Origin of the sequence: Pseudomonas sp. ATCC 43928, from assembly GCF_005938665.2 — a bacterium.
Classification (GTDB): Bacteria; Pseudomonadota; Gammaproteobacteria; order Pseudomonadales; family Pseudomonadaceae; genus Aquipseudomonas.
The window spans coordinates 2,535,807-2,548,279 of record NZ_CP041753.1; the positions used below are offsets into that span (position 1 = coordinate 2,535,807).

Sequence of the window (12,473 nt, forward strand, 5' to 3'; positions counted from 1 at the left end):
GCTACTCCCTTATTTGTATTCTGGACAACTCGGGCATGTTTCGTGAGCGGGTCAGCGGCGTTCCTGCCGGCTGATTTCGCCCTTGGCCGTTTCAAGCGCGCTCTGCAGTTGGGGTTGCTGATCCAGTTGTTGTTGGGCCAGGCGGGCCAGGTTTTTCATCTGGGCCAGGTCACCGCTGGCAATGGCACTTTGAATCGGTGCGGCGTACAGCGGCATGATCGGTGGATAGGCTGGAATGACCGGGCCGGACTCCAAAGGCACTGATTTATAAGCGTTGGAGGGTACCGCCTCGACAAGATGAGCGGGAGCAGTGACCTGGACCCACCGTTCACCATTGAAGTACTCGTAATTGGCGACGCCTTCTCTCCAGTCGCTACCGACCACCAAGTGCAGCTTGAAATTCACGATTGAGTTCGAGCCTGGGCCGCCGTTATTACCTTGAGCGGTGATCAGGATCTTGCTGACGCCAGGGCTCATGACCGTCAGGTAGGTGTATTCGCCCCAGACATCGGAGTGCACATCCAATGGCGGGTTAGTGGCCTGAGTAATTTCGGCAGTGCCGCTTACCGTTTGATCTGGGGTAAAAACCAGAAGATTGAGTGCCAGGTTTTGTGCGCCCGCGGCCGAAGTACCAATTCGGTAGCAGAGCGGGAACAAGCCGACAGGTTGCTGATTAGAACCAGACATAATTATTGCCTCCGTTGCAATAAGGGGAGCGGAAATAGCTATTAGTGCTTTTCCAGGCGTGCGATTTCCTTAACCAACTGCTCGTAAGCAGTTTTTAGCTCTTTATTTTCTGGTGTGGATGCATCGCGTTGTTTCAACAGCGTCTTCATTTGCGGCAGGTCGCCTGCCTTGATCGCGCCTTGGATGGCCACCCCATAGGGGGGCATGCTATGGCGAGTTGAAGTGCTCATAACGATTCCTTCCGTGGTGTTTGCGGGCACTGCTGTCATCAGCAGTTTTTGCAGTTAAGCAGGCGCCGATAAATATGCAATGGGCTGCGCAAGAGTAATTTTTAATATTGTTTTATTTATCGCGGCGGGTGAGTGGTCGAGATATTTGATATTAAGATTGGCGATAAGTTAGTGCGATTCCTCATGAGTCCTTATTGTTTTTATCGCCATTGATAAAGAGTGATGGGGCGGTCTGTAACGCCCCTGGACTGAGATGATTCAAACAGCACTGACCTTGCGCCCGAACCGTTCCCTATACACCGAAGGCGGCACGCCGACCACGCTGCGAAATGCCACCCGGAAACTCTCCACCGAGCGATAACCGCAGTGCTGGGCAATCTGGTCGGTGTTTTGATTCGTGCTCTCCAGCAGCTCGCGGGCCCGGGCCAGGCGTTCATGCTGCAGCCACGCTTTGGGCGGCATACCGCTGGCTTCGGTGAACCGCCGCAGGAACGTGCGCTCACTCATGGCCGCCTCACTGGCGAGGTCGCGAACCTCCAGCGGTTCATGCAGACGTTCCCGCGCCCACTGCATGACCCGCGACAGATCGCTGCGCGGTGTCGGGCTGACCGGTGACGGAATGAACTGCGCCTGGCCGCCGGTGCGTTGCGGCGACATCACCAACCGTCGGGCCACCGAGTTGGCCACCTGCGTGCCGAAATCCCGCGCGACCAGATGCAGGCAGGCATCGATGCCGGCGGCGCTGCCTGCCGAAGTGATCAACTGGCCCGAATCGACATACAGCACGTCCGGATCCACCAGAATGTTCGGGAAGCGCTCGGCCAGTTCAGCGGTGTAGCGCCAATGGGTGGTGGCGCCGTGACCGTCCAGCAAACCGGTGGCCGCCAGTACGAATACCCCGGAACAGATCGACAGCAGCCGCGCGCCCCGGGCATGAGCCTGACGCAGGGCTGCGAGCAAGGGCTCCGGCACCGGCGCGCTGCGGTCGCGCCAGCCGGGGATGATGATGGTTCGGGCGCGCTCAATCAGTTCCATCCCGCCGTCGGCCAGCACCTGAATGCCGCCCATGGCGCGCATCGGCCCTTGGTCGACGGCGACGATGCGGTGCTCGTACCAAGGGAAATCGAACTCTGGCCGCGCCAGGCCGAAGATCTCCACGGCAATGCCGAATTCGAAGGTACAGAGGCCGTCGTAGGCCAGAATCGCGACTAAACCTGGGGTGGGCTGCATTTGGCGGAAAATTCCCGGTGAGTGTCTTGTGCGCCACTGTAGCGGCAAGGCCGGAGCAGATAAAGTTTTCTCACACCCACTGAGACTTTGGAGTACAGCCCATGCCTAGCCTGGTTCGCGAGATTCCCGCAGCCCCGTCCGCCATCGCCCTGATGCACTTCAGCAATCGTCTGACCTTCGAAACCGATTGTTCCGACGTCTACAGCAGCCAAGAGGCCGGCGAGGTGGATTTTGTTCTGGTGGACGTGCGCGGACCGTTGGCGTTCGAACGCGGACATGTGCCAGGCGCGATCAACATCCCGAGTCGATTGATCACAGCGGATAGCCTGGCGGACTATCCGAAGTCCACGCTGTTTGTGGTCTATTGCGCCGGACCTCACTGCAACGGCGCCAACAAGGCCGCGGTGAAACTGGCGGCGCTGGGTTACCCGGTCAAGGAGATGATCGGCGGGGTGACCGGGTGGCTGGATGAAGGGTTTGAGTTGAGTGTTGCGGTGCAACCCGCCATTGCGATGACCATTAAGTGTGAATGCTGACTAAATGTGGCGATTAGCTGATGAAGCGCTCCACCATCCATCCAGCGTCACCCGCAACCAGTCAAACACCGTTGCATAAGCGGCGCTGTCTTGCGGCTCCCGGGGCAACGGTGATTCCTCGCCAAAGTGCTCATTGAGGATCGCCACCGATTCAGCATTCCATTCCGGGTGGAACTGCAACCCCACCCGCGTCGGGCCAACGCGATACATCTGCTGCTCACAAACCTCGCTGCTGGCCAGCAACTGCGCAGAGGGCGGCAGATCGATCGCGTCTTCGTGCCATTCCAGCACCTTCAGCGTCTGGCCATCGGCAAAGGTCACGGTAGTCCAGCCGGTTTCGGTGTGAGCCATCCGCCGCACATTGCCGCCCAGGCTCAGCGCCAGCAACTGCGCCCCCAGGCAAATCGCGAACACCGCCGCGCCCTGATCCAGGCTGCCCGCCAGCCACTGACGCTCTGTTTCCAGCCATACCGGCCCGGCACCTGATTCATAAGGCCCACCCAATAGAATCAGCGGTGTCGCGCTCACCGACGGCAACTGACCGAGGTCGGCGCGAAACACGTTCAGGGTAATGCCTCGGGACCGGGCCCATTCGGCAATGGCGCCGGGGCCTTCGGCAGGATGGTGCTGGATCAGATTCAGCGCGGGCATCACGTTTCTCTTGTGGGGGCGGTTGGCGGGTCAATGTGAGGCAAAAAAAGGTTCATCGCCAGTGCGACTCTTCGATCGGATCAGTACCCGAAAATGTGTAGGTTTTGTCTGAAGCAAAGGATTGTCCTACAGTCCTTGCACCACCTCGGAGCACACTTCAAGTGCGTCGAATCCCTCGGCTTCTTTTTTATAAGTATTTGTCGCCTAAACACAATTTGCCCTCCTGTAGCCGCTCTAGACTGCCGGCCACTTCGGTCTTCACTAGCCGAAAGTTGCCAATCGAAAGCTGCCAATAAAAGCCTCCGCACACAGGAGTTATAAATGAAGAAGCGAGTGATGTTCGGTGCCCTGGCACTGTCGATGTTGTCCCTGACCGCCGTGGCCGAAGACGCCAAACCGATTCGCCTCGGGATCGAAGCCGGTTACCCGCCATTCTCGATGAAAACCCCCGACGGCAAACTCACCGGTTTCGACGTGGACATCGGTGACGCGCTGTGTGAACAGATGAAAGTGAAGTGCACTTGGGTCGAGCAAGAGTTCGATGGCCTGATCCCGGCCCTGAAGGTCAAGAAAATCGACGCGATCCTGTCGTCCATGACCATCACCGACGACCGCAAGAAGAACGTCGATTTCACCATCAAGTACTACCACACCCCGGCGCGCTTCGTGATGAAGGAAGGCTCCAACGTCAAGGATCCACTGACCGAGCTCAAGGGCAAGAAAGTGGGTGTACTGCGTGCCAGTACCCACGACCGCTTCGCCACCGAAGTGCTGGTGCCGGCCGGCATCGACCTGGTGCGTTATGGTTCCCAGCAGGAAGCCAACCTGGACATGGTTGCCGGTCGCCTTGACGCGATGCTGGCCGACTCGGTCAACTTGGACGACGGTTTCCTGAAAACCGACGCCGGTAAAGGTTTCGCATTTGTTGGCCCGACCTATGAAGACGCCAAGTACTTCGGCGGTGGTGCCGGTATTGCCGTGCGCAAGGGCGATAAAGAGCTGGCAGACAAATTCAACACCGCCATCACTGAAATTCGCGCCAACGGCAAGTACAAGCAAGTGCAGGACAAGTACTTCAACTTCGATGTTTACGGCCATTAATACGCCGTAGAGAAGTGGCCACCGTGGATGCGGTGGCCATTTTTTCATGCTGGACTTTGTGGGTGCGGGCAGGCTTGCTCCCACAAGAATGGCCTCATCGCACAGATATTCAGGAGTCCCCATGCAACGCATCGATCATTCACTGCCCTGGAGCCATCTGGGGACTGAACGCACGCTCAGCGTGTTTCGTTATGGCGCGGGTACTCGCAAGGTTTACATCCAGGCCAGCCTGCACGCGGACGAACTGCCGGGCATGCGCACCGCCTGGGAACTGAAGAAGCGTCTGGCCGAGCTCGAAACCCAGGGGCAACTTCAGGGCATTATCGAACTGGTGCCGGTAGCCAATCCCATCGGCCTCGATCAGCACCTGCAAGGCAGCCACATGGGTCGCTTCGAATTGGGCAGCGGCAAGAACTTCAACCGCTCGTTCGTTGAACTCAGCGCACCGGTGGCTGAGTTGATCGGCGATCAATTGGGTGGTGACGCCCAGGCCAACATCGTACTGATTCGCCAGACCATGGGGCAGGTGCTCGATGGTTTGCCGGCACCGCTTTCGCAATTGGAAGCCATGCACCGCTTGCTGCTGCGCCACGCCTGCGAGGCCGACATCACCCTCGACTTGCATTGCGATTTCGACGCGGCGATTCACCTGTATGCCTTGCCGCAGCATTGGCCGCAATGGCGCTCCCTGGCGGCTCGCCTGAAGGCCGGGGTGGCGTTGTTGTGTGAGGATTCCGGCGGCAGCTCTTTCGATGAGTCGTGCTCTACGCCGTGGTTGCGCCTGGCACGGGCCTTTCCCGAGGCAGCGATCCCGCCGGCCAACCTGGCGACCACGCTGGAGCTGGGCAGCATGGGCGATACACGGGTCGATCAGGCCCAGGCCAACTGCGAGGCGATCCTGGGGTTCCTCGCCGAACAGGGTTTCATCACCGGCACCTGGCCGTCAGCGCCAAGCGAATGCTGTGAGGGCCTGCCGTTCGAAGGCACCGAGTACCTGTTTGCACCGCATCACGGGGTGGTCAGTTTCCTGCGCAATTCAGGTGAATGGGTGGAGCGGGGCGACGCGTTGTTTGAAGTAGTCGATCCATTGAGCGACCGGGCCACCACCGTGTGCGCCGGAACCAGCGGCGTGCTGTTTGCCATCGATCGCGGACGCTACACGCAACCGGGCACCTGGCAGGCGAAAGTCGCCGGACGTGAGCCGATCCGGGTCGGGAAACTGGTCAACGACTGACGTCCCGACGCGATTCAACATGTAGGCGCTGCCTCCTGCGGGGGCGCGGTGCATCAGAGGGAAACGGTGCATCGGCGGGAAGAGATGTTAGGCTCTGCCCCGAATCCTGCGCGCTGTGAAGGAAGGTTTATGTTGAAGTTTCTCGCTCTGCTCACGCTCCTGGCGTCCACCGCCGTCCACGCTGAAATCCCGCTACACACCGATCTGCCGCTCAAGTACCTGGAACAGGCCAACGTTGAATCCCGTAACCAGCCCTTGGTGATTTTCCTGCACGGTTACGGCAGCAACGAGCAGGACCTGTTCGGCATCAAGGATGAATTGCCGCCGCAGTACACCTACCTGTCGGTGCGGGCGCCGATGACGTTGGAAGAGGGCAGTTACCAGTGGTTTCGCAAAAAGGGCGAGGGCGCCTATAACGGCGAGACGGACGACCTGAAGGCTAGCGGCCAGGTGCTGCTGGATTTCGTGGCACAAGCGGCAAAGAAATATCACACCGAAACGGACAAGGTTTTCCTGGTGGGCTTCAGCCAGGGCGCGATCATGTCCTATGAAGTCGCGTTGCGTCATCCCGAGGCGGTGGGCGGCATTGCGGCGTTGAGCGGGCGCATCCTGCCGGTGCTCAAGTCCGAACTCAAACCGGATGAAAAACGCCAGTCGCTGGCGATTTTCATCGGTCATGGCACCGCCGACAAACGCCTGCCCTACACCGACGGCACTGAGGCCGACAGCCTGTTGCAACGCCTGTCACTCAAGCCCGAGTTCCATGCCTACGAAGGTGTCGGCCACAGCATCAGCGCCACCGAGATGCAGGATTTGAGCGCCTGGTTGCAGCGCCTCAATCCCTGAGCCGGTCGGGTTTATTTGCCGGTGATGATCTGGTTCACCAGCGTTTCGTGGCCGGTTTTGTCGTTGGGACGGGAGATGACCTGAATGATGGCCATGCGAGTGCCAGAGGCGGCCATCAGCGAGGTGTCGAGGGTCATGCCGCCGCCTTGGGTGGCGGTGCTGTCGATCTGTCGCAGGCCCAGCCCCGTGCTTTTCTGGGTCAGGCTTTTTTCGCTCAGCTTGTTGAAGTCCGGCAAGGCGTTGCGTTGCTCGGTGGCGAAGGCGGACACGGTGGCGTCGAGGAACTCACCGTCGTTGTCCTTGACGTTGGCGCCGCCGGGAATGGTGTTTTCAGCGGCAATCACCACGGTTTTAGTGGTCTGGTTGGTGTACATCGTGCCCGTCGCCCCGGCGGTGCCGGTGGCCGCGTCGCCGGCCGGCAGCGGATTGGCGATGAAGCCCTTGGGCAGGGTGAAGGTGAACTTGCCGCCGAGCATCGAGACCTTCTGGGTCGGCGCTTTGTCGCTGGTAGTGGCCTTGGCCGCCTGCGCATTCAAGGCCCCCAGGCTGGCAGCCGCTGTCAGCAGCAGAACAACGGCTTTTTTACTCAACAATGACATTCAAACTCTCCGTGGGATGGTCGCGCTATGACGGCGATCATCCCACGGATCGCGATTTGTAGCAGCAGCCTCGCAAGCTCGACAGCTGCTACACAAGGCGTGTGGTGATCATCGTTGCCGTTCGTTGAAACGATAAGGCGCCGGGCGCAATGCCCGTTGTTTAGTCACCAACAGCATCCCGAGCGAGGCGCCTATCCCCAATGCAAATCCCGTCCAGCCGAACCTCGGCAACGCCAACGCCAGTACCAGACAGAACGCCGCGAACGAATACATCCCGGTAGCTGTAGCCCGCAGCAACGCCGCCGTAAACGCTGGCCCGCGAGTCTGCTGGGAAAACACCGCCATCACACTGCCCAGCACCGGGAACACTGCGAGCAATCCGCTCCAGCGCTCGCCGACGGTGCTGGCCAGCACCGTCACGGCCAACGTGAGCAGGGCGCCAGCCATCATGCGCAGCAGCAGTTTGTCGGATTTGGGCGCCGGGCCTGAAACGACGGGTTGCACCGAGGGAAACAGGTACGGCGCGGCCAGCAACGCGGTGGCGGCGGCGATCACCGAGAGCGCCAGCGATGGCGGGATCAGCGACAGCACAACAGCCACCGACGTCCAGACCAGCAGCGCCATCGTTAGCGCCCACGGCCAGCTCAAGCGTTGTGCGACCTGGGCATACGTCACGCAGAAGGCAATCATCGCGAACATGGCTGACAGCGCCGCCGTTGCCGCCTGAGCGGCGAACACATGGCCTTGCTCGATGGCGAGGAACAACAGAATCGGCCCGACCACCACCGGCAACCCCGACAGCCAACCGGCCACGCTTGGTCCCCAGCGTTTACCGGCCAGGGAAATCAGCAACAGAAACCCCGGAATCACCAGCAGCTTGAGCATCAGCACGCACGCATCTCCATTTGTGTGTGCCGGTCACGTTAGCATTGCGGGCGATGGATTGCTTAAGGCGGTCTCTGTGCAAGCGTTGAGCGCCCTACACCCGGGTGCGCGAAACGTCTAAGCTGCGCGCTCCCACCTGTTGACGGATGCTTGCGTGAAATTCAGTTTGCCCAAAGTCGGCACCGCGCCGTTTTGCCCACCGGAAGTGGCCGGCACGGTTGCCGTTGACCCTGGTGCTTCGTTCTACAAGCGCGTTCTGCGTTTTGCCGGCCCCGGTTTGCTGGTGTCCATCGGCTACATGGACCCGGGCAACTGGGCCACGGCCATCGAGGCCGGTTCGCGGTTTGGCTATAGCCTGTTGTTCGTGGTGTTGCTGGCGAGCATGGCGGGGATGGTGGTGCAGTGTTTGTGCTCGCGTCTGGGTATCGCCACCGGGCGCGACCTGGCGCAGTTATGCCGGGAGCGCTACAGCACGCGGACCGCACGGACCCAGTGGCTGCTGGCGGAAATTTCGATCATCGCCACCGACCTTGCCGAAGTGCTCGGCTGCGCCTTGGCGTTCCACTTGCTGCTGGGTTGTTCGCTGACGTTTGGCATCGCGCTCACCGCGTTCGACACGTTGCTGGTATTGGCCCTGCAAAACCGGGGTTTCCGCCGGTTGGAGGCGATCATGCTGGTGCTGGTGGGCACTATTGGCGCGTGTTTCTTCGTCGAACTGCTGCTGATCAAACCCTATTGGCCGGACGTCGCTCGCGGTTTCACACCGTCACTTTCGGTGATCGGCGATGCGGCGCCGTTGTACCTGGCCATCGGCATTCTCGGGGCCACGGTGATGCCGCATAACTTGTTCCTGCATACCTCGATCGTGCAGACGCGGATGATCGGCAAAGACCTGGCCAGCAAGCAGGACGCGGTCAAACTGGCGCGCATCGATACCATCGGCTCCCTGGCGCTGGCACTGCTGGTCAACGCGGCGATCCTGATTCTTGCTTCCGCGGCCTTCCACAAGACCGGGCACACCGACGTGGTGGACATCCAGGATGCCTATCACTTGCTCGATCCATTGGTGGGCGGGGCGTTGGCCAGCGTGTTGTTTGGTGTGGCGTTGCTGGCGTCGGGGCAGAGCTCGACCTTCACCGGCACCATCGCGGGCCAGGTGATAATGGAGGGCTACCTGAACCTGCGCTTGCCCTGCTGGCAACGGCGCTTGATCACTCGCGGGCTGGCGCTGATCCCGGCGTTTATCGGCGTGTGGCTGATGGGCGACGGGGCAATCGGCAAACTGCTGGTGTTGAGTCAGGTGGTACTCAGCCTGCAACTGCCATTCGCGTTGTACCCGTTGATTCGCATGACCAACGATCAGACGCTCATGGGGCCGTTTGTGAATCGGCTGCCAACTCGGGTGTTGGCGTGGGGATTGTTTACGGTAATCAGTGCGGCCAACAGCTGGTTGATTTTGCAGTTTGTGGGCTGAGTCATTCTTTTGATCTTCACCCCCGCTCAAACGCCTCAACCAGATAATCGATAAACACCCGGGTCTTGGCCGGCATCAACGTGCGGCTCGGGTAATACAGCGAGATCGATCCCGCGTCGGCATGCCAGTCCGGCAACAAGCGCAGCAGTTCGCCGTGCTGGATATGGGCGATGACATCGGGCGACACCAGCAGCGTCACACCAAGGCCGAGCAGGGCCGCTTCACGCATGGCGGCAGGGTCATTGAGCACGATGTTTTCACTCAGCTCGGCGCTGGCTTCATTGCCCACGCTATCCCGCATCACCCATTGGCGCACCCGCCCGGTGCGAATGCCGCGCATCACAATGCCGTTGTACTGAGCCAGGTCCGCCGGGCTGCTGGGCAGGGTGCGTCCGGCCATGTACGCCGGTGAGGCCACCGCCACCACATCCGCCGCTGCCAACGTCCGCGAGACGACCCCGGGTGTCAGCTCGAAACCGCCGCCGATGGCGGCGTCATACCCTTCGGCGATCAGATCGACCTGGCGGTTTTCAAAGTGCCATTCCAAGCGAATCAGCGGGTAGCGCGCCAGAAATTCCGGTAACAGCGGCAACACGTGGTCAATGCCGAACGTCGGCGCCAAGCTGACCTTGAGCACCCCCGCCGGCTCCCCGCGATCACTGGACACCGCACTGATCGCCGTCTGCAGCGCCTGCAGATTGCCGCCGATGCTGGCCAGAAAGCGTTCGCCGGCTTCGGTCAGTGACAGCTTGCGGGTCGAGCGCTGGAACAGCCGCACACCGATATTGCGTTCAAGCATCGCCACGTTGCGGCTGACGGCGGCGGGCGTCAGTGCGAGCAACCGTGCGGCGGCGGAGAAGCTGCCGGTTTCAGCGCTGCGCACGAAAGATTCGAGGTTGGCGAGTGTTTCCATCTCAGACACCTGATATTAATACTTGAAGATCATTCAACTCATTACCGTCTAATAAAGTAGTAATGGCAAGCGCAGTATTCACTCCACCAACCCACTACGGAGTGAACACCATGAGCACTATCGGAATCATCGGCGCCGGCGCCATCGGCACAGCCTTCGCCAAAGCATTGTCCCGTCAGGGCATTGAAGTCGTCATCGCCAACAGCCGCGGCCCGGAAACCCTGGCCTCACTGGTGGAAGAACTCGGGCCGACGGCGCGGGCCGGCACCCGTGAAGAAGCGGCCGCGCAGCCGATCGTTCTGGTCGCGGTGAACTGGTCGAAATTGCCAACGGCACTGGCCGGATTGCCGGATTTCGGCGGGCGGATTGTCATCGACGCGAACAATTCGATCGAGGCGCCATCGTTCAAAGCGGTGGATTTGCAGGGCCGTCCGTCCAGTGAAGTGTTTGCCGAATGGGTACCTGGCGCGCGGGTGGTCAAGGCCTTCAATCACCTTCAAGCGCATCTGCTTGAGAGTGATCCGGCGGCGGAGGGTGGGCGGCGAGTGTTGTTTCTTTCTGGTGACGATGCCGAGGCCAAGGCTCAAGTGGCAGCGCTGATCGAGCGATTGGGCTTCTTTGGAATCGATCTGGGCGAACTGAGTGTCGGGGCGCGGCTGGTGCAGTTCCCGGGCGGTCCGTTGCCGGTCTTGAACCTGGTGAAATTTGCCTGAGGGCCAGAGGTTTCCAGCCGTTGTGGTGAGGGGACTTGCCCGCGAAAGCGGTGTGTCAGGCGACATCAATGTTGACTGTGCCGCCGTCGTCGCGGGCAAGCCACGCTCCCACAGGTAACCGAGTGCTCTCGGGAGAATGCGGTCACCTGTGTGCGAGCCTGCTCGCGATGAACGACAACGCGGTCTCGGGCTAGCGCTCGATCGCCAATGCCACGCCCTGACCACCACCAATGCACAGGGTGGCCAGGCCTTTTTTGGCGTCACGCTTGATCATCTCGTGCAGCAAGGTCACCAGCACCCGGCAACCCGAGGCTCCAATCGGATGGCCCAGGGCAATCGCGCCACCGTTGACGTTGACCTTGCTCAGGTCCCATTCCAGGTCCTTGGCCACCGCCAGGGATTGCGCGGCGAAGGCTTCGTTGGCCTCGATCAGCTCCAGTTGATCGATGGACCAGCCGGCCTTGTCCAGGCAACGACGGGTGGCGCTGACCGGGCCGATGCCCATGATCGCCGGGTCGACGCCCGCGTTGGCGTACGCGGCGATTTTCGCCAGCACCGGCAGGCCGAGGGCCTTGGCTTTCTCTGCACTCATCAGAATCACCGCGGCGGCGCCGTCGTTCAGCGAAGAGGCGTTGCCGGCGGTCACCGAGCCGTCCTTCTTGAAGGCCGGTTTCAGCTTGCCCAGGGACTCGGCGGTGGTGCCGGCACGCGGCTGTTCATCGGTGGCGAAGGCCAGCGGATCGCCCTTGCGCTGGGGGATCAGGATCGGGGTGATTTCATCGACGAAACGCCCGGCTTCGATGGCGGCCACGGCTTTTTGTTGCGAGGCGGCAGCGAAGGCGTCCTGGGCTTCACGGCTGATGCCGTACTTGTCCACCAGGTTCTCGGCGGTGATGCCCATGTGGTAATCGTTGAACGCATCCCACAAACCGTCGCTGATCATCGTGTCGACGATCTGGCTGTGGCCCATGCGCAGACCGGTGCGGGCGCCCGGCAGCACGTAATTGGCCAGGCTCATGTTTTCCTGGCCACCGGCGATGATCACCTCGGCATCGCCGCAGCGAATCGCCTGCGCCGCCAGGTGCAGCGCTTTGAGGCCCGAGCCACAGACCTTGTTCAGGGTCATGGCCGGTACGGCGTGGGGCAGGCCGGCCTTGATCGCAGCCTGACGCGCAGGGTTTTGCCCGGCGCCGGCGGTCAATACCTGGCCCATGATCACTTCATCGACCTGCGCCGGGTCCAGATCGGTTTGCGCCAGCAACTGGCGGATCACCGCAGCACCGAGGTCCACCGCGGACACATTGGCCAACGCGCCCTGGAAACTGCCGATGGCAGTGCGAGTGGCAGCAACAATCACAACGTCTTGCATGGACG

Annotated in this window: 14 protein-coding genes; 6 read left to right on the forward strand and 8 right to left on the reverse strand. The window is 60.9% G+C overall.

Annotated features, from left to right (window positions below; translation table 11 throughout):
• Window positions 1-51: 51 nt before the first annotated feature.
• The 3 genes from FFH90_RS11650 to ftrA form a co-directional block, all read right to left on the reverse strand.
• On the reverse strand, window positions 52-687 hold the full coding sequence (locus FFH90_RS11650) for a DUF1842 domain-containing protein (RefSeq protein WP_138867207.1): 636 nt from the start codon (window positions 685-687) through the stop codon (window positions 52-54).
• Between the two features lie 41 nt (window positions 688-728).
• Window positions 729-917: a DUF1843 domain-containing protein gene (locus tag FFH90_RS11655; RefSeq protein ID WP_018928077.1), complete on the reverse strand. Its 189-nt coding sequence runs from the start codon at window positions 915-917 to the stop codon at window positions 729-731.
• A 258-nt stretch (window positions 918-1,175) separates the two neighbouring features.
• Entirely contained in the window at window positions 1,176-2,147 is a 972-nt protein-coding gene (gene ftrA, locus FFH90_RS11660) for a transcriptional regulator FtrA (RefSeq protein WP_138867208.1), read from the reverse strand.
• A 101-nt stretch (window positions 2,148-2,248) separates the two neighbouring features.
• Here ftrA and FFH90_RS11665 point away from each other — a divergent pair, with 101 nt between their 5' ends.
• Window positions 2,249-2,683: a rhodanese-like domain-containing protein gene (locus tag FFH90_RS11665; protein ID WP_064616998.1), complete on the forward strand. Its 435-nt coding sequence runs from the start codon at window positions 2,249-2,251 to the stop codon at window positions 2,681-2,683.
• On the opposite strand, the gene FFH90_RS11670 is transcribed toward FFH90_RS11665, so the two are convergent.
• On the reverse strand, window positions 2,684-3,334 hold the full coding sequence (locus FFH90_RS11670; RefSeq protein WP_064616999.1) for a type 1 glutamine amidotransferase: 651 nt from the start codon (window positions 3,332-3,334) through the stop codon (window positions 2,684-2,686).
• A 321-nt stretch (window positions 3,335-3,655) separates the two neighbouring features.
• Between FFH90_RS11670 and FFH90_RS11675 the strand changes: the two genes are divergently transcribed.
• From FFH90_RS11675 to FFH90_RS11685, 3 genes are all read left to right on the forward strand, one after another.
• Window positions 3,656-4,435 carry an ABC transporter substrate-binding protein gene (locus FFH90_RS11675; RefSeq protein WP_138867209.1) on the forward strand — a complete coding sequence of 260 codons (780 nt, stop codon included), beginning with the start codon at window positions 3,656-3,658 and terminating at the stop codon, window positions 4,433-4,435.
• A gap of 121 nt (window positions 4,436-4,556) precedes the next feature.
• Window positions 4,557-5,669: a succinylglutamate desuccinylase/aspartoacylase family protein gene (locus FFH90_RS11680; RefSeq protein ID WP_064617001.1), complete on the forward strand. Its 1,113-nt coding sequence runs from the start codon at window positions 4,557-4,559 to the stop codon at window positions 5,667-5,669.
• Window positions 5,670-5,798: 129 nt separating this feature from the next.
• On the forward strand, window positions 5,799-6,515 hold the full coding sequence (locus tag FFH90_RS11685; protein ID WP_064617002.1) for an alpha/beta hydrolase: 717 nt from the start codon (window positions 5,799-5,801) through the stop codon (window positions 6,513-6,515).
• An 11-nt stretch (window positions 6,516-6,526) separates the two neighbouring features.
• Here the strand turns inward: FFH90_RS11685 and FFH90_RS11690 are convergent, their stop codons facing one another.
• Both FFH90_RS11690 and FFH90_RS11695 read right to left on the reverse strand, forming a co-directional pair.
• Window positions 6,527-7,114, reverse strand: coding sequence for a hypothetical protein (locus FFH90_RS11690; protein ID WP_019649318.1), 588 nt, complete (start codon window positions 7,112-7,114; stop codon window positions 6,527-6,529).
• A gap of 108 nt (window positions 7,115-7,222) precedes the next feature.
• Window positions 7,223-8,005, reverse strand: a complete 783-nt coding sequence (locus FFH90_RS11695) for a hypothetical protein (protein WP_111453802.1) — start codon at window positions 8,003-8,005, stop codon at window positions 7,223-7,225.
• A 148-nt stretch (window positions 8,006-8,153) separates the two neighbouring features.
• On the opposite strand from FFH90_RS11695, the gene FFH90_RS11700 reads away from it, so the two are divergent.
• Window positions 8,154-9,473, forward strand: coding sequence for an Nramp family divalent metal transporter (locus FFH90_RS11700; protein WP_086945471.1), 1,320 nt, complete (start codon window positions 8,154-8,156; stop codon window positions 9,471-9,473).
• Window positions 9,474-9,489: 16 nt separating this feature from the next.
• On the opposite strand, the gene FFH90_RS11705 is transcribed toward FFH90_RS11700, so the two are convergent.
• Entirely contained in the window at window positions 9,490-10,386 is an 897-nt protein-coding gene (locus FFH90_RS11705; protein ID WP_018928067.1) for a LysR family transcriptional regulator, read from the reverse strand.
• A 110-nt stretch (window positions 10,387-10,496) separates the two neighbouring features.
• Between FFH90_RS11705 and FFH90_RS11710 the strand changes: the two genes are divergently transcribed.
• On the forward strand, window positions 10,497-11,099 hold the full coding sequence (locus FFH90_RS11710; protein ID WP_018928066.1) for an NADPH-dependent F420 reductase: 603 nt from the start codon (window positions 10,497-10,499) through the stop codon (window positions 11,097-11,099).
• Between the two features lie 190 nt (window positions 11,100-11,289).
• Here the strand turns inward: FFH90_RS11710 and FFH90_RS11715 are convergent, their stop codons facing one another.
• Window positions 11,290-12,468 (reverse strand): acetyl-CoA C-acetyltransferase, encoded by a 1,179-nt coding sequence (locus tag FFH90_RS11715; protein ID WP_018928065.1) that lies wholly within the window; start codon window positions 12,466-12,468, stop codon window positions 11,290-11,292.
• Between the last annotated feature and the right edge of the window lie 5 nt (window positions 12,469-12,473).